The organism is Pseudomonas sp. WS 5071, assembly GCF_012985765.1.
GTDB lineage: Bacteria > Pseudomonadota > Gammaproteobacteria > Pseudomonadales > Pseudomonadaceae > Aquipseudomonas > Aquipseudomonas lundensis_A.
The window spans coordinates 64,096-81,823 of record NZ_JAAQWY010000027.1 but is presented as its reverse complement, the minus strand read 5'-3'; the positions used below and the strand labels follow the sequence as shown (position 1 = coordinate 81,823).

Below are 17,728 nucleotides of genomic sequence, written 5' to 3'. Positions count from 1 at the left end.
TGGATGCGCAGCATGGTTTCCAGAGGATAGGGTTTTCTACCGCCGCCGGCCTTGGGGTAGAACGGTTCGATCAGCTCCAGCAGGCCTGCCCAGGGCACCACCTGATCCATTTCGGCGAGGAAGCGCTCTCGGCGGGTTTGCTTGCGCTTGCCGGCGTACTCAAAGTCGGAAAAGCTCATCTGGCTCATGGGCGGCTCGGATCAGGTGTTGCGGGGATTCTCGCATAACTGAAGGCTTGTTCGGAGATTCCCTAGGCTCTGTTCGAAATTAGCTAAAACCCATTTGAATTCCACGGGCGTTGAGATTCCGTAAAGTCTGCGACCATCAAAGGCAGGAGCCCACGATGGCCAAACGGTACGAACTCCGCGACGCAGCCGTGGTGGACTGACAACCAAATTCACATGCTGTGTGATGCCAATGGCGTCCCCCTGCGCTTTCTACTTTCATGCGGGCAGGCCAGCGATATCGCCAATGATCAACCGCTGCTGGATAGGGCTTATGCCCCAAGCCTGCGCGGTCGCCCCCGCAAACGCTGTCGATGGCTACTGGCCGATAAGGGCAATGTTGAAGGAGAACCGCCGCATCGTTACACAGTTCGACAAGCCCGCGAAAAATTTTGCGGCGATGGTCTCATTGGCCTGTGCCATGCGGTGTTTGCGACATTACTTTTCGTACAGAGCCTAGGAACTTTAACAACGGCGGAACATATCCCTTTAACAGAGATTCAGACCATGATGAAAACAACACCTTACCCAGCGATAAAAAACATCATCCCTCCCTATGACTGGAACAGCTTCCATAATCACAAACCATATAACTGGACAACCGAACAGATATACACATGGACACTCAATGCGACCTTCACTCACCACTGATCTTTTAACGATAAGAATCATCACTGTCATAACTTGTATCGCTTTGCACATCTTCCCCATAGCGAATTTTCTTTTGCGCAACCCTCAACTTCTTCTTCCTGTCTTCTACACCTCTCAAGTAAAGTAAATTTGCATCTGCGCGTGCCTCTTCAAAATCCACCTGGAGCCTGAAATCGGCGGCCGTGTTGCTCGACCGGCTATAAATGCGACTTACGTATTCAGAATTACTGTTGACTTGAGAGGGTAAAAAACCTTGAACTCTACCTAGCGAAATATTCCTCAGCCGCTCTAAAGAGCTTACACCCCTTAACACAGATTGATTCCCAGCAACTCTGGCGTGCATTGTTTTAGAGGCAATGGAGAGATCAGAGAGTGTTGTTCCGGAGAGCATACTGAGAATTTTTTTCATCGGCACATCAGGTAAATTTTCAAGCGATGGCTTAACTAATTGGCGTACAGGACTCAACCGTCTTCTAAAACGTCCAGCGGCTTTGACCAGCAACACCACAATTTTGAATGACACACGGCCATCTGTATCACGCCGATTAATGGGGTCATTCAAGCAATAAACATAGGCATTAATCCCGCCTCTTCCAAATGGGCTCCAACTGTCCGGGCTATTAAAGCGCATCAATACCGGGTTAAACGCCCGATACCCATTACCCAATAAATAATGCACGGTCACGGGGTCAGCACGCTCGCCATTAAACCCTAATAAACTGATTAAGCCATTCTCTACTGGGCGATGGCCGTAAGGGTTATACGCAATGACGTGGCGTTTATCGGCCCCCATAACGTGCAACACCGACTGTTGTAAATCCGTGCCCACTAAGCTGCATTCATCGCTCGTACTGTCACGTCGCCGTTGCGCCAATAACTGACCGTCCTGTTGGAACACGCTATAACGCTGCGTGCCCTCAATCTCCGTCGTCATTCGCGATTGATTGTAGAAGCGTTGAATACCCGCCGTTTGGATCAGGCGATCAAGGGGGTCGTAGTGGTAATGAAACGTAGCCATTGGCTAAGACTCGGTGCAGGAATACCGTTAGAGTGCGCTCGATCGCGCACGGTAACCACTGGCAACGTTGACAGGTTGGCGGGGGTAACTGGCGGGTGAAATCAGGCGATTCGTACGACGCCTCCCTTTCATTCCGAGGAAACTTCCGAGAAAATCCCGCTCGCTTGCGCCGCTCACATTCGGGGTCTAGTCTCGCCCGGTCGCTGCCTAATCAGCGACCGGGTTTAGTAGCCCGAATAACACACGGCGCAATGCGCCACCTCCGCGAGGCGCTTTTTTTCAGCCTCCGCTTTATGGTGGCCGTGCGCAGGGCGCCTTCGGGCGCGCCGGTTTCCGTGTGCTCCGGTCTACTAACCTGCGTACGGCTGCCACCCCATCGTTTAGTAGCGAACGGTGACAGCTCCACTGATGCACACGGAGTTGTTCATGAAAAAAAATGTTCCCGACCCTCCCTCTTTCACCCTGCAGGATGCAGCTCAGTGCACGCCCGAGTCACTGGACCGTGCGGCCGCCAATCGCGCGCTTGACTACTACCTCACCGACCATAAGCCTGCTCGCAGTGCGGGCAGTTCCACGTATGCCATCCCGTCCAGCGTCAATTTAGAAGCGGCTTTGGCCCAGGCGTCAGACTTGTTGCGCTGCATGGGGGCAACGGCGAGCGAGGCGGGGAATGGTTTGAACGGGGCACAGCGCGATGTGGTGTTGTCGATCGTGCACCTGGCGGAGCTGGCCAGAGCGTATGTCGATAAATCGCTGGATTGTCTGGTGACGCACTAAGCCGCACGCGCCTGCTTGGCGACAGGCGCGTCAAACCGTCCTTGGCCGCGCCGCCGGGGCATTCAGCACTCCACGGCACTCACCGCCAGCCCGCCGCGTGAGGTTTCTTTGTATTTGTCATGCATGTCGGCGCCGGTGTCGCGCATGGTGCGAATGACCCGGTCCAGCGAGATAAAGTGCTGGCCATCCCCGCGCAGGGCCATTTGCGCCGCGTTGATGGCTTTGACCGCCGCAATGGCATTGCGCTCGATGCACGGCACTTGCACCAGCCCGCCCACCGGGTCGCAGGTCAGGCCCAGGTTATGTTCCAGGCCGATTTCAGCGGCATTGCACAGTTGCTCAGGCGTCGCGCCGAGGATCTGCGCCAGCCCCGCCGCTGCCATGGCGCAGGCCGAGCCGACTTCACCTTGGCACCCCACTTCGGCGCCAGAGATCGAGGCATTCTTTTTGCACAAAATGCCGATGGCCGCCGCGCTTAATAGATAGTCGACGACGTTGGCTTCGCTGACCTCGTCGCTGAATTTCATGAAGTAATGCAGCACCGCCGGGATGATGCCCGCCGCGCCATTGGTGGGCGCCGTGACCATGCGCCCGCCTGCGGCGTTCTCTTCGTTGACGGCCAGTGCAAACAGGTTGACCCATTCCATGGCGCTGAGGGTTGAGCCGATGACGTTGGGTTTGCCCAACTCCAGCAAGCTGCGGTGTAAACGCGCAGCGCGTCGGCGCACGTTTAATCCGCCGGGCAGGATGCCTTCGTGGGTCAGGCCCTGTTCGACGCAGTCTTGCATCGCGCGCCAGAGGGTCAGCAGCCCGCAGCGGATTTCGTCTTCGCTGCGCCATGTGCGTTCGTTGGCCATCATCAGGGCGGCGACGCTCAGGTGATGCGTGCGGCACAGGTCGAGCAGCGCCACGGCGCTGTCAAAGTCGTAGGGCAACTGACTGCGGTCGGCATCGGCCAGACCGCTGGCGGCTTGCGCCGCGTCCACCACAAAACCGCCGCCCACCGAATAATAAGTGTTGCGGTGCAGTTCGCCGTCGTGGGCATAAGCGATCAGGGTCATGGCGTTGGGGTGGAACGGCAGGTTCTGCTCGATCAAGCGCATGTCCCGCGTCCACTCAAAGGCAATCGGCAGGTCGCCGTTGAGCAACAGGGTGTTGCCCGCCCGCAATTGCGCGATGCGCGGGGCGATGCAGGCCGGGTCTATAGCGTCCGGCCATTCGCCCATCAGCCCCATGATGACGGCGTTGTCGCTGCCATGACCAACCCCGGTGGCAGCCAACGAGCCGTATAACTGCACTTCGACGCGTTGCACCTGTTGCAGGTGATCGCCCTCGCGCAGCCCCTGCACGAACAACGCCGCCGCCCGCATCGGCCCTACGGTGTGGGAGCTGGAGGGGCCAATGCCAATCTTGAACAGGTCAAACACGCTGATAGCCATGTGCACAAACCTCGGGGGATGAGTGCGCCTATCATCAGCCCTCTTGCGCCGCGCAAAACGTCCACCTGCGACCCACGGTTGCCCGCCAGCGCCCTCGACGTTTTAAACGCAGGCGCGAGGCTGAACACGCGATTTTCAGGCGATAAATTTCCAGATACGACCTCGCAGGCATCAGATACGACCCTCCCTGTACTGGATGCGACGCACCCTGTAGGCGTTTGAATTTGACTGTTACATGATCGTTCTTGACTCGATTGCACGATGCCCGCTCAGCCCGGCATTGCCCAACCGCCACTGATACGTACGGTTTCACCACCGAAACCGCCCCACGAACGCCAGGAGTCGAACCATGAACCACGCCCGATCAGTGTTGTTGGCTGCACTGTTGAGTCTGCCGGTCCTCACCCACGCTGGCGAACCTGCGCAATGCGCCACGGTTAACTTCTCGGATGTCGGCTGGACAGACATCACCGTCACCACCGCCGTTGCCAGCACGTTGCTGGACGCACTCGGTTACAAGACTAAAACCACGATGATTTCGGTGCCGGTCACCTACAAGTCGCTGGCGGACGGTAAGAACATGGACGTGTTTTTGGGCAACTGGATGCCGACCATGGAGAACGACATCAAGCCGTACCGCGATGCCGGGACGGTGGACACCGTGCGCGCCAATCTGGAGAACGCCAAGTACACCCTCGCCGTCCCCGAAGCGCTCTACAACAAGGGATTGAAGGACTTTGCCGACCTGCCGAAGTTCAAGCGTGAGCTGGACGGCAAGATTTACGGGATCGAGCCCGGCAACGACGGCAACCGCATGATCCAGACCATGATCGACAAGAACGCGTTCGGCCTCAAAGACGCCGGGTTCAAGGTGGTGGAGTCGAGTGAGGCCGGGATGCTGTCGCAAGTTGACCGCGCACAGCGCCGTGGCACTGATGTGGTGTTTCTGGGCTGGGAACCGCACCCGATGAACACCCGTTTCAACATGAAATACCTCACCGGCGGTGACGACTTCTTTGGCCCCAATTACGGACAGGCCACCATCTACACCAACACGCGCAAGGGCTACACCGAGGAGTGCAGCAACGTCGGTCAATTGCTGAAGAATCTGGCGTTCACCCTGGACATGGAAAGCACCCTGATGGGCAAGGTGCTGGATGAAAAGATCAAGCCGAATGTGGCCGCCAAGGCGTGGCTCAAACAGAACCCGCAGGTGCTCGATACGTGGTTGGCGGGCGTGACAACGATTGATGGCAAACCGGGTCTGGAGGCCGTGAAAGCCAGCCTTGCGCCGTAACTGCGGGCGCCGGGCAGCGGGTTTGCCGGGCGCCGTTTCCATTCCCCCTGCATGCGGACGTTCACTACCATGCTGATCGATCAAAAAATCCCTTTAGGCCAGTACATTGCGGGCTTTGTCGACTGGTTGACGCAACATGGCGCCAACACCTTCGATGCCATTGCGACGTCGCTGGAAACGATGATCCACGGCGTGACGTTTGCGCTGACCTGGTTCAACCCTTTTGTCTTTATCGGGCTGATCGCCCTGCTGGCGCATGTCATCCAGCGCAAATGGGCACTGACGGTGTTTGTGGCGTTGTCGTTTCTGCTGATCCTGAACCTCGGTTATTGGCAGGAGACCATGGAGACCTTGGCGCAGGTGCTGTTCGCCACGTTTGTGTGCGTCATCATTGGCGTGCCGCTAGGGATTCTCGCGGCGCACAAGCCCATGTTTTACACCTTCATACGGCCGGTACTGGATCTGATGCAGACCGTTCCTACGTTCGTTTACTTGATCCCAACCCTGACCCTGTTTGGGCTCGGGGTGGTGCCGGGGCTGATTTCAACCGTTGTGTTCGCGATTGCGGCGCCGATCCGCCTGACGTACCTGGGCATCCGCGATGTGCCGCATGAACTGCTCGACGCGGGCAAAGCCTTTGGCTGCTCGCGACGCCAACTGCTGACCCGTATCGAACTGCCCCACGCCATGCCGAGCATCGCCGCAGGCATCACGCAATGCATCATGTTGTCGTTGTCGATGGTGGTCATCGCCGCGCTGGTCGGGGCCGACGGCCTGGGCAAACCGGTGGTCAACGCGCTCAACACCGCCGACATCGCCCTGGGCTTTGAAGCCGGGCTGGCGATTGTGTTGCTGGCCATCATGCTCGACCGGATCTGCAAGCAGCCGGACGCCAAGAAAGGAGCCGACGCATGAGCATTATTCGCTTCGATAACGTCGATGTGATTTTCGCCAAAGCCCCGCGCGAGGCGCTGGGTTTGCTGGATCAGGGGATGACCCGTGACCAGATCCTGAAAAAAACCGGGCAGATTGTGGGCGTCGAGAAGGCCAGCCTGGACATCGACAAGGGTGAGATCTGCGTGTTGATGGGCTTGTCCGGTTCGGGTAAATCCAGCTTGCTGCGCTGTATCAATGGCCTGAACACCGTGAGCCGTGGCCATTTGTACGTGGAGCATGAAGGCAAGCAAATCGACATCGCCTCGTGCAGCCCGGCCGAGCTGAAGATGATGCGCACCCAACGGATTGCCATGGTGTTTCAGAAGTTTGCGTTGATGCCGTGGCTGACGGTGCGCGAGAACATCAGTTTTGGGCTTGAGATGCAGGGTCGCCCTGAAAAGGAGCGGCGCACGTTGGTGGATGAAAAGCTGGAGCTGGTGGGCCTGACCCAATGGCGCAATAAAAAACCGGATGAGCTGAGCGGCGGCATGCAGCAGCGGGTCGGGCTGGCGCGCGCACTGGCTATGGACGCCGACATTTTGCTGATGGATGAACCGTTTTCGGCGCTCGACCCGTTGATCCGCCAGGGTTTGCAGGACGAACTGCTGGCGCTGCAACGCAAGTTGAGCAAGACCATTGTGTTTGTCAGCCATGACCTGGATGAAGCACTGAAGCTGGGCAGCCGCATCGCAATCATGAAAGACGGGCGCATCATCCAGTACAGCAAGCCCGAAGAGATCGTCCTTAACCCGGCGGATGATTACGTGCGTACCTTCGTCGCCCACACCAACCCGTTGAATGTGTTGTGCGGGCGCAGCCTGATGCGTTCGCTGGACAACTGCAAACGGGTCAATGGTTCGGTGTGCATTGATCCGGGGGATGATTCCTGGCTTGACCTGGCGCAGGGCAACACCATCAAGGGTGTACGCCAGGGGGCGACATCACTCAATTTGCAGCAGTGGCAGCACGGTCAGGCAGTGGAAGGCCTGGGACGCGGCCCCACGCTGGTGGACAGCAACATCGGCATGCGTGATGCGTTGCAGATTCGTTACCAGACGGGCAACAAACTGGTGCTGCATGACAATCAGCAAGTCGTGGGGATTTTGGGGGATACGGAGCTGTATCACGCGCTGTTAGGCAAAAATCTGGGCTAGATACGGACCTTTGCCCCCCTGCGCTAAAGGGCGGGGGAGCAAATGCAGGGCCTGTTCACAGGTGAGGGCAAGGGTCAGCAGCGCCGCCCTTGCCCTGCACGCCGTTCAACTCAGCTATACACTCGGCCAAGGAGTTGGCGATGACTTTCGAACTGGTCGAGCACGTCACGGGTGATTTGCTCGTCCGTGAAGCCCATCAGGTCGTACTCCTGGCTGCCGTTATGCAAATACACTTCGGCACGGTAGTAACGGCTGCGCACTTCTTCATTGTTCGCCGCGTTCTGCTCCGACTCACTGGGCGCGGCCAGGTAGCCGTCCAGGCTGACTTCGTAAACAAACGGGTTACCCTCGTCCATTTCAACCCGCACGCCCATGCAGCGCTTGGCTTTGCCCAGCAGGGTCTGCACGTCCAGGCCCTGACTGCGCAAATGCACCGCCGCTTCTTCCAACGCTGGCGTCACGTGTTTGTCCATGAAGCGCTGAACCACGGCTTGTGTCGGTTGCAGCTCCTGGGCGGTCAAACGCTCGCTGAAGAAACCACGACGTCCGCGCGCTGCCAATTCGGCCTGTTCCAGTTCCATTTGAGTGTCCTGACGCATCGCTTTGTGCAGGCCAAACATGAACAGGATCAATACCACCGAGAACGGCAGGCCCGCCAATACCACCATGGTTTGCATGGCCGCAAAGTTACCGGCGAACAACAGGCCGATGGTCACCAGCGTGATGACCACCGACCAGAAGATACGCAGCCAGTGCGGGGCGTCTTCGTCGACGTCGCCGCCTTTGCACGACAGGTTGGCCATCATCACGGCGCCCGAGTCGGCGGGTGTCAGGAACAACACAAAGCCGACAAAGATCGACACACCGATCACGATTTTCGACGCCGGGTAATGCTCAAGCAGTTGGTAAATCGCCATCGACGGCTGTTCCAGCGCGGTTTTCCCCAGTTCCACCGCGCCCTGGTTGACCACCAGATCCAGCGCCGAGTTACCGAAGATCGACAGCCATGCCAGGGTGAAGCCCAGCGGGATCAACAGCACGCCGGCCACCAGCTCGCGCACGGTGCGGCCACGGGAGATACGCGCAATGAACATGCCGACAAATGGGGCCCAGGAAATCCACCACGCCCAATAGAACAGGGTCCACAGGCCCAGCCAGCCTTCGGTTTTGGTGTTGTCGCCTGCGTACACGTACAGGTCGAACGTTTTCATGATCAACCCGTTGAGGTAATCACCGGTGTTCTGCACGAAGCCGTTGAGCAGGTGCAGGGTCGGGCCGAACAACAGCACAAAAATCAGCAAGCCACTGAACAGCACGATGTTCAGGTTGGACAGGCGGCGGATGCCGTTTTCAACCCCGGAAACCGCCGCGATGGTGGCCACGGTGCTCATCACGATAATGACGATCAGCAGGTTGGTGTTGCTGTGTTCCATGCCGAACAGGTTTTCCAGCCCGGACGACACTTGCATCGAACCAATGCCCAGGTTGGTCACCAGACCGAGCAGCGTCACAAACATGCCGAAGCCGTCTACCGCGTGGCCCGCAGCGCCTTTTACCCAACGCTCGCCCATCAACGGGTACAACGCCGAGCGCAACGCCAGCGGCTGGTTATGGCGGTAGGCAAAGTACGCCACGGCCAACCCGACCAATGCGTAGATCGCCCAGCCGTGCAGGCCCCAGTGCAGGAATGTCAGTTGCAGCGCCTGACGCGCCGCTTCGTGGCTGCCCGACACGCCTTCGGGCGGGTTGAAGTAGTGGTCCAGCGGCTCGGACGCGCCGAAGTACAGCAAGGAGATGCCGATACCCGACGAGAACAGCATCCCGGCCCAGGCGCCATAGCTGAAATCCGGGGTGTCTTGCTTGGTCCCCAGTTTCAATTTGCCGTACGACGAGAATGCCAGCCCGACCACAAAAATCAGGTAAGCGGCGATCACCACCATGTAGTACCAACCGAAGGTACGCGACAGCCACTCTTGGGCGACGCCCAAAATACGGCCGGCTTCTTCAGGCGCGGCGATCAAAATGGCAGTCAACAACAGTATCAAGGCAGTGGAGGTGTAAAACACCCAACCGTTGACCGTCACCTTTTGCGGTGGGGTCTTTATAAGAGAGGCAGAACTCATTGCACGGATGCTCCAGGCAGTGCGAGAGAAGAACTATCAGCAACGCACCACCCGACTATTCGCTTAGATAGCGACCAACGGTCGGGTGATATAAAGACACCGCAAAAAAACCGGCCCCTGTGAAGACAACCTTTGTCGCAGCGCGCTGGCTGGCGAAATCTCAAGAGCGCCGCGCCTGTGCCTCTGGCGCGTCTATCGGTCAAGACCGTCGCGAGCGAGCGTACTCCTACAAAATCAGGGGTTTCGGTGATGTTTGCTGTGCCGAATTGCGCCATTCATGCGTAGGAAACTGGCATTAATCGCGACGAATTGTCGCAGATAGTATTCTTTGTTGATTGAACGTTCAATCAAAACAAAATAGACTGGCCGTCGTTCAGTGAGCGTTCCTGCACTGTCCGCCGGCCCAAGGAGATGAGCAAAAATGCCCAAGGTCGGTATGCAACCCATACGCCGTCAGCAGTTGATTGAAGCCACGTTACAGGCCGTCGATCAGGTTGGTATGGCGGATGCCAGCATTGCGCTGATAGCCCGTTTGGCCGGTGTGTCGAACGGCATCATCAGCCACTACTTTCGAGACAAGAACGGTCTGATTGCCGCCACCATGCGGTACTTGATGAACGTCTTGATCGACAACGTCTCCGAGCGCCGCCAAGCGCTGGATGACGACAGCCCCAGGGCTCACTTGCAGGTGATCGTTGAAGGCAACTTCGACGCCAGCCAAGTCAGTGGCCCGGCAATGAAAACCTGGCTGGCCTTCTGGGCCGCCAGCATGCATCAACCGTCGTTGCACAGATTGCAGCGGATCAACGATCACCGCCTGTACTCCAATCTGTGCTGTCAGTTCCGTCGTGTGTTGCCGCTGGCTGAAGCCCGCTCGGCAGCGCGCGGTCTGGCGGCGCTCATCGATGGACTATGGTTGCGTGGTGCCCTGTCGGGAGACGCTTTCGACACCGAGCAGGCACAGCGCATCTGCTACGAATACATGGATCTACAACTGGCGAAACAGGTGAGTTAGGCCTCAATGCTGCTTAACCCTTGAACTGTCGTGACGTTGAGTTGCCCCAGTCAGATGGCATCCAGCTTCACGATTAACGCCAACCACTTATGCACTTGCGAGGATTTTATGGCCCGTTTCGAACTGCAAAAACTCTACATCGACGGCGGCTACACCGACGCCAGCAGCGATGCAACCTTCGATGCCATCAACCCGGCCAACGGTGAAGTCCTCGCCCAGGTGCAGCGTGCGACCAAAGAAGACGTTGAACGCGCCGTTGTCAGCGCTGAAAAAGGCCAGAAAATCTGGGCGGCCATGACCTCTATGGAGCGTTCGCGCATCCTGCGTCGCGCCGTGGACATCCTGCGCGAGCGCAACGATGAACTGGCCGCACTGGAAACCCTGGACACCGGCAAGTCGTACTCCGAAACCCGTTACGTGGACATCGTGACCGGCGCCGACGTACTGGAATACTACGCGGGCCTGGCCCCGGCGATTGAAGGCGAGCAAATCCCGCTGCGCGATACGTCGTTCGTTTACACCCGTCGCGAGCCGCTGGGCGTTGTCGCCGGTATCGGCGCGTGGAACTACCCGATCCAGATCGCACTGTGGAAATCGGCACCGGCACTGGCTGCGGGCAACGCCATGATTTTCAAGCCAAGCGAAGTGACGTCGCTGACCACCCTGAAACTGGCTGAAATCTTCACCGAAGCCGGCCTGCCGGACGGTGTGTTCAACGTCCTGACCGGTAGCGGCCGCGAAGTTGGCACCTGGCTGACCGAGCACCCGCGCATCGAGAAAATCTCGTTCACCGGCGGCACCGACACTGGCAAAAAAGTCACCTCCAGCGCCACCAGCTCTTCCTTGAAGGAAGTGACCATGGAACTGGGCGGCAAGTCGCCGCTGATCATTTTTGACGACGCCGATCTGGACCGCGCGGCAGACACCGCGATGATGGCTAACTTCTACAGCTCGGGTCAGGTCTGCACCAACGGCACCCGCGTGTTTGTACCGACTGCATTGAAAGCCGCGTTTGAAGCCAAAATCCTGGAGCGCGTTGCGCGCATCCGCATTGGCAACCCGGAAGACGAAAACACCAACTTCGGCCCGCTGGTCAGCTTTGCTCACATGGAAAGCGTGCTCGGCTACATTGCCAAAGGCAAAGAAGAAGGCGCCCGCCTGCTGTGCGGCGGTGAGCGCCTGACCGAAGGCGCGCTGGGCAAGGGCGCCTATGTGGCCCCGACCGTGTTCACCGACTGCACCGACGAGATGACCATCGTTAAAGAAGAAATCTTCGGCCCGGTGATGAGCATCCTGACCTACGACACCGAAGACGAAGTGATCCGTCGCGCCAACGACACTGAGTTCGGTCTGGCAGCCGGTTTGGTGACCAAAGACCTGAACCGCGCTCACCGCGTGATCCATCAACTGGAAGCCGGTATTTGCTGGATCAACGCCTGGGGCGAGTCCGACGCAAAAATGCCGGTCGGTGGCTACAAGCAGTCGGGCATCGGCCGTGAAAACGGCATCAGCTCGCTGGCCCAGTACACCCAGATCAAATCGGTACAGGTCGAGCTGGGCGATTACGTTTCGGTGTTCTAAGCCCGACGTAAGGCTGCGCGCACGCCACCACGGCCTCTGCATAACGGGTTGCCTGGCAACCCTTCGCAGCCTTCGGCAGCGACTACGGTTTATCTATTTCAAAGAGGGTGCATTTTATGTCCCAAGAATTCGATTACATCATCATTGGTGCCGGCTCTGCCGGTAATACCCTGGCGACCCGTCTGACTGAAGACCAAGGCGTCACCGTGCTGCTGCTTGAAGCAGGCGGCCCGGACTACCGTTTCGACTTCCGTACCCAGATGCCTGCGGCATTGGCGTACCCGCTGCAAGGCCGTCGCTACAACTGGGCGTTCGAAACCGATCCGGAACCGCACATGGACGGTCGCCGCATGGAATGTGGCCGTGGCAAAGGGTTGGGCGGTTCGTCGCTGATCAATGGCATGTGCTACATCCGTGGTAATGCGATGGACTACGACGGCTGGGCGAAAAACCCTGGCCTCGAAGACTGGAGCTACCTGGATTGCCTGCCGTATTTCCGCAAGGCAGAAACCCGTGACATCGGCCCGAACGACTACCACGGTGGCGACGGCCCGGTGAGCGTGACCACGCCTAAAGCGGGCAACAACGTGCTGTTCCACGCCATGGTGGAAGCCGGTGTACAAGCGGGCTACCCGCGCACCGAGGACTTGAACGGCTACCAGCAGGAAGGTTTCGGCCCGATGGACCGTACCGTGACGCCGAACGGACGTCGCGCCAGCACCGCCCGCGGGTATCTGGACACGGCCAAGCAGCGTTCCACTTTGAAAATCGTCACCCACGCCCTGACCGACAAAATTCTGTTTGAAGGCAAGCGTGCGGTGGGCGTGTCCTACATGGTGGGCGACAGCGATACACGCATTGAAGCCAAGGCACGCAAAGAAGTACTGCTGTGCAGCGGCGCCATCGGTTCGCCGACAGTGTTGCAACGTTCCGGTGTCGGCCCTGCCGAGCTGCTGAACAGCCTCGACATTCCGGTGGTGCATGACCTGCCCGGTGTTGGCCGCAACTTGCAAGACCACCTTGAGCTGTACCTGCAATACGCGTGCACGCAGCCGGTTTCGTTGTACCCGTCGTTGTTGTGGTGGAACCAGCCGGCCATCGGCGCCGAGTGGCTGTTCATGGGTAAAGGCATTGGCGCGAGCAACCAGTTCGAAGCCGGTGGTTTTATCCGTACCCGCGAACATTTCGAATGGCCGAACATTCAGTACCACTTCCTGCCGGTCGCGATTAACTACAACGGCAGCAATGGCGTGAAAGAGCACGGTTTCCAGGCACACATGGGCTCGATGCGCTCGCCAAGCCGTGGCCGGATCAACGTGAAGTCCAAGGACCCGCGCGAGTACCCGAGCATCCTGTTCAACTACATGTCCACCGAGCAGGACTGGCAGGAGTTCCGCGACGGCATCCGCCTGACCCGTGAAATCATGCAGCAGCCTGCACTGGACGCTTACCGTGGCCGCGAAATCAGCCCCGGTATCGACAAGCAGACGGACGAAGAGCTGGACACGTTTATCCGCGAGCATGCCGAAACCGCGTTCCACCCGTCGTGTTCGTGCAAGATGGGCACCGACGAGATGGCTGTTGTAGATGGCGAAGGCCGCGTGCACGGCATGCAAGGGCTGCGTGTTGTCGATGCGTCGATCATGCCGCTGATCACCACCGGTAACCTGAACGCGCCGACGATCATGATCGCCGAGAAAATCGCTGACAAGATCCGTGGTCGTAAACCGTTGCCACGCAGCACCGCCGATTACTACGTCGCAGGCGACGCGCCAGTGCGTGGCAAGCCGCTGCGTGACGTGAGCCGTACTGCGCAGTAAGCAACACTGAACCGGTCCCCGCTGGCGCAGCCTGTGCCAGCGGGGACCGGCTTTATTCAAGCATGTGTTTCATCTTCCCCCGCTTGCCCCGGCCTCAACGCAGGCCTACTCTAATGCCTCGTTTCGCGCCTCACCCCCCCGCCCCACACGACATGCCAGCACCTGCCTGGCCAAGAGGTTTTCTATGTTTGATGTTGTCTCTTCGAGCAAATGGCCAACCGGCTTCCTGATTAATCCAAACGCAGAACCTCTCGATCCAAAATGGCTGACCGAGTTCAGCAAGATTCCCGCGGCCGCCGTGAGCGATTGTCTGGGCCGCAATGTCGGCGGTCTGGGCCTCAAGTCTTTCCACGGCAACCGCCCAATGCTGGGCAGCGCGCTGACGGTACGCGTGCGTCCAGGCGACAACCTGATGATCCTCAAGGCCATGCAAATGGCGCGTCCCGGCGATGTGCTGGTGATCGACGGCAGTGCTGACCTGACCCGCGCCGTGTTCGGCGGCATCATGCGGGCCATGGCCCTTAAGGCAGGCATCGTCGGCGTGGTCATCAATGGCGCCCTGCGCGATCTGGACGAGTGGCAAACCGGCGAATTGCCTGCCTACGCGATTGGCGGCGTGCACCGTGGCCCAAGCACCGACGGCGGTGGCGAAATCAACGTGCCGATCTCCTGCGCCGGGATGCTGGTCATGCCTGGCGACCTGATGATCGGTGATGGCGACGGTGTCGTTGCCGCTTCGCGCAGCGAACTGCCTGAATTGCTGATCCGCTGCCATGACCTGCTGGCACGTGAGCAAGCCACGCTTAAAGCCATTGAAGAAGGCACCCTGGACCCTGACCGTTTCGACGCCATCCTGCGCGCCAAGGGCTGCCCGGTTTAAAGCGCTGCTGTCAGTAAGGAGATCTGTGTATGTTCGATTTCTACCCTCAGCTCAAGCGATGCTTTGCCGCATTGCACACCCGGGCCGAGTTCTATTCGTTACGTTACGTGCGCGAGTCCGGGCAATTTCTGTCGGTACGCAAGAATGTCGCAGAACCTCCTTATTTCAAGCAGGACCAGGGCGCGATGCTCACGGCGCGGGTCAACGGGGTGGAGGCGTATGCGGCCACCAACGACCTGACCCTGGCCGGTTTGCAGGCTGCACTGGAGCGTGCCGAACAACAGGCGCGCCTGATTGCCCGCCATGCGTTGCTGGACCTGAGCCTGGAGCCGGTCTCCAGCGAGCAGGCCGAATACTGCTCGCCTGACATCCATCAGCCCTTCCCGTCACTCAGCGATTGCTACGCGCTGCTGGGCGCCGAGTCCGCCGCGGTGCCCAAGGACGAACGGCTGGTGAGCTGGGACGTCAGCCTGGGGCTCAACCACGTCGAGCAGATCTACCTCAACAGCGCGGGTGCCGACTTGCGCCAGGCCCAGCGTTTTGTCTATCCGGGGATGTCGGTCACGGCGTTCGACGGCCACGACAGCCAGACCCGCAGCCTGGGCCGTGAGAACTTTGGCCAGCAGGGCGGCGCCGATGTCATCGGCCGCAGCGGTCTGGTGGGCGCTGCGCCCACGGTGGCGGATCAAGCCTTGCAACTGCTGCTGGCACCCAATGCGCCGCAGGGCAAGCGCGACCTGCTGCTGATGCCGGACCAAATGATCCTGCAAATTCACGAATCCATCGGACACCCTCTGGAACTGGACCGCATCCTCGGCGACGAGCGCAATTACGCGGGCACCAGCTTCGTCAAAACCAGCGACTTCGGGCAGTTGCAATACGGCTCGACGCTATTGAACGTGACGTTCGACCCCAACATCCCGGAGCAACTTGCCAGCTACAGCCACGATGACGACGGCACCCCGGCGCATAAAGAATTCCTGATCCGTGAAGGGCTGTTGCTGCGCCCGTTGGGCGGCGCGCTGTCGCAGTTCCGTTCCGGGCTGCAGGGCGTGGCCAACAGCCGGGCGTGCAGCTGGAACCGACCGCCGATTGACCGCATGGCCAACCTCAACGTGGAGCCCGGCGACCACAGCATGGCGCAACTGATTGGCGGCATTGAGCGCGGCATTCTCATGGCCACCAACCGCTCGTGGTCGATTGACGATGCCCGCAACAAATTCCAGTTCGGCTGCGAGTGGGGCCAGTTGATCGAAAACGGGGAACTCAAGGGTGTGGTGAAAAACCCCAACTACCGGGGCATTTCCGAACAGTTCTGGCGCAGCCTCAGCGCAGTCGGTGACGCCAGCACGTTTAAAGTGCTCGGCACACCCAACTGCGGCAAAGGCGAACCGAACCAGGTCATCCGCGTCGGGCATGCGTCGCCAGCGTGTGTATTCAGTGATATCGATGTGTTTGGAGGGGATGCCTGATGGATCAATCAATGCGTGAAATCGGGCATTTTGAAGGGCTGGTCAACGGGTTGCGGGCGGCTTTGCGCGGCCCTGAGCGGTTCACCCTGAACTACAACGCTGAAACCTCGGAATTCATTCGTTTCAACAAGGGCAAAGTGCGACAGGCCGGGCAGGTTCAGCAGGCCAGCCTGAGCCTCAAGTTGATCAACGAAGGCCGTCATGCCGATATCAGCCTGACCCTCAGCGGCGACGCTGACCTTGACCAGTCGCGTCTGGCCCTCGCCGTGCAGCAACTGCGCGAGACCCTGCCGCTGCTGCCGGTGGACCCGTATTTGCTGCTCAGCGCCGAGTCATGGCGCAGCCGCAACGTGCAAAACCCGCCTTTGCCGGACACCGCCCAGGTGCTGGACGACATTCGCAGCGCGTCCCAGGGCGTCGATCTGGTGGGCTTTTACGCCAGCGGGCCGATCAGCTACGGCTATGCCAGCTCTGAAGATGCGTTTGGCTGGCATCAGGCCAACAGCTTCAATTTCGACTGGAGCCTGTTCCACAGCAACGGCCAGGCCGTGAAAGCCAGTTACGCCGGCGCCCAATGGGACAGCCAACGCTTTGCCCGGCGCATGCAGCTGGCCCGCGAGCAACTGGCGTTTCTCGGCCGCCCGGCGCACGTGTTGGCCCCCGGCGCATACCGCGCCTACCTGGCTCCGGCTGCACTGGAAGAAGTCATGAGCATGCTGAGCTGGGGCGGGTTTTCGGCGCAAGCCTTGGCCAGTAAGGCCAGCCCACTGCAAAAGCTCTACGCGGGTGACGCCCGTCTAAGCCCGCTGGTGGCGTTGGACGAACAGGTCAGCCAGTCCCTGAGCCCGGCGTTTTCCGGGGAAGGGTATCCGCGCCAGGACCTGTCACTGGTCACCAACGGCATGGCCAATCAGCAACTGGTAGGGTCTCGCAGCGCCGCCGAATATGGCTTGCAGGTCAACGGCGCGTTACCGGGCGAGTCCCCGAGTGCGCTGGCAATGGCGCCGGGCACACTGGAGCAGGCCGATATCCTCACGCAACTGGGCACCGGGTTGTACATCAGTAACCTGTGGTACTTGAACTACTCTGACCAACCTGCCGCTCGCATGACCGGCATGACCCGCTTCGCGACGTTCTGGGTCGAAGACGGCCAGATCATGGCCCCGGTGAACACCATGCGTTTTGATGACAGCGTCTATAGTCTGCTGGGGTCGCAGTTGGAAGCGCTGACGGTGGAACGCGAGTTGCTGTTGTCGGCCAGCACGTATGACCAGCGCCAGACTGCATCGAACCTGTTGCCCGGCGCGCTGGTCAAAAAAATCACGTTGACGTTGTAACGCT

General features: G+C 59.3%; 14 protein-coding genes and 1 pseudogene. 11 read left to right on the top strand and 4 right to left on the bottom strand.

The genetic code is table 11. The features are described from left to right. Positions 1 to 188: transposase (locus HBN61_RS16880; RefSeq protein WP_524539063.1), on the bottom strand; the 188-nt coding region annotated here is incomplete at its 3' end. A 181-nt stretch (positions 189 to 369) separates the two neighbouring features. Here HBN61_RS16880 and HBN61_RS16875 point away from each other — a divergent pair. Continuing rightward, positions 370 to 684: pseudogene (locus HBN61_RS16875) on the top strand (transposase family protein); the annotation flags it as partial. A gap of 195 nt (positions 685 to 879) precedes the next feature. Here the strand turns inward: HBN61_RS16875 and HBN61_RS16870 are convergent. Beyond that, positions 880 to 1,893, bottom strand: coding sequence for an RHS repeat-associated core domain-containing protein (locus HBN61_RS16870; RefSeq protein ID WP_170047284.1), 1,014 nt, complete (start codon positions 1,891 to 1,893; stop codon positions 880 to 882). Between the two features lie 426 nt (positions 1,894 to 2,319). Between HBN61_RS16870 and HBN61_RS16865 the strand changes: the two genes are divergently transcribed. Then, the gene (locus HBN61_RS16865; protein WP_094991578.1) at positions 2,320 to 2,670 is read left to right on the top strand and encodes a DUF6124 family protein; all 351 of its coding nucleotides are present in this window, start codon (positions 2,320 to 2,322) and stop codon (positions 2,668 to 2,670) included. A gap of 62 nt (positions 2,671 to 2,732) precedes the next feature. Here the strand turns inward: HBN61_RS16865 and HBN61_RS16860 are convergent, their stop codons facing one another. After that, positions 2,733 to 4,109, bottom strand: coding sequence for an L-serine ammonia-lyase (locus HBN61_RS16860; protein ID WP_170047282.1), 1,377 nt, complete (start codon positions 4,107 to 4,109; stop codon positions 2,733 to 2,735). A gap of 349 nt (positions 4,110 to 4,458) precedes the next feature. Between HBN61_RS16860 and HBN61_RS16855 the strand changes: the two genes are divergently transcribed. From HBN61_RS16855 to choV, 3 genes are all read left to right on the top strand, one after another. Then, complete coding sequence (locus HBN61_RS16855) at positions 4,459 to 5,406, top strand: choline ABC transporter substrate-binding protein (RefSeq protein ID WP_094991580.1); 948 nt, start codon at positions 4,459 to 4,461, stop codon at positions 5,404 to 5,406. A gap of 69 nt (positions 5,407 to 5,475) precedes the next feature. After that, complete coding sequence (gene choW / locus HBN61_RS16850) at positions 5,476 to 6,321, top strand: choline ABC transporter permease subunit (RefSeq protein ID WP_170047280.1); 846 nt, start codon at positions 5,476 to 5,478, stop codon at positions 6,319 to 6,321. Continuing rightward, a complete protein-coding gene (gene choV / locus HBN61_RS16845; RefSeq protein WP_170047278.1) occupies positions 6,318 to 7,496 on the top strand; it encodes a choline ABC transporter ATP-binding protein in 1,179 nt (392 codons plus the stop codon). Before choW ends, choV begins: the two co-directional genes overlap by 4 nt. A gap of 110 nt (positions 7,497 to 7,606) precedes the next feature. Here choV and HBN61_RS16840 read toward each other — a convergent pair whose 3' ends face one another. After that, positions 7,607 to 9,562: a BCCT family transporter gene (locus tag HBN61_RS16840; protein ID WP_346266462.1), complete on the bottom strand. Its 1,956-nt coding sequence runs from the start codon at positions 9,560 to 9,562 to the stop codon at positions 7,607 to 7,609. 478 nt (positions 9,563 to 10,040) lie between these two features. On the opposite strand from HBN61_RS16840, the gene betI reads away from it, so the two are divergent. The 6 genes from betI (at position 10,041) to HBN61_RS16810 (ending at position 17,724) form a co-directional block, all read left to right on the top strand. Further along, positions 10,041 to 10,634, top strand: coding sequence for a transcriptional regulator BetI (gene betI, locus HBN61_RS16835; protein WP_094991584.1), 594 nt, complete (start codon positions 10,041 to 10,043; stop codon positions 10,632 to 10,634). A gap of 108 nt (positions 10,635 to 10,742) precedes the next feature. After that, positions 10,743 to 12,215 carry a betaine-aldehyde dehydrogenase gene (gene betB / locus HBN61_RS16830; RefSeq protein ID WP_169962127.1) on the top strand — a complete coding sequence of 491 codons (1,473 nt, stop codon included), beginning with the start codon at positions 10,743 to 10,745 and terminating at the stop codon, positions 12,213 to 12,215. Between the two features lie 116 nt (positions 12,216 to 12,331). After that, complete coding sequence (gene betA / locus HBN61_RS16825; protein ID WP_094991586.1) at positions 12,332 to 14,035, top strand: choline dehydrogenase; 1,704 nt, start codon at positions 12,332 to 12,334, stop codon at positions 14,033 to 14,035. Between the two features lie 184 nt (positions 14,036 to 14,219). Next, positions 14,220 to 14,915 (top strand): RraA family protein, encoded by a 696-nt coding sequence (locus HBN61_RS16820; protein WP_047278180.1) that lies wholly within the window; start codon positions 14,220 to 14,222, stop codon positions 14,913 to 14,915. 29 nt (positions 14,916 to 14,944) lie between these two features. Beyond that, complete coding sequence (locus HBN61_RS16815; RefSeq protein ID WP_170047274.1) at positions 14,945 to 16,387, top strand: TldD/PmbA family protein; 1,443 nt, start codon at positions 14,945 to 14,947, stop codon at positions 16,385 to 16,387. Next, entirely contained in the window at positions 16,387 to 17,724 is a 1,338-nt protein-coding gene (locus tag HBN61_RS16810; protein WP_170047272.1) for a TldD/PmbA family protein, read from the top strand. The genes HBN61_RS16815 and HBN61_RS16810 overlap by 1 nt, the downstream gene beginning before the upstream one ends. Positions 17,725 to 17,728: the final 4 nt, after the last annotated feature.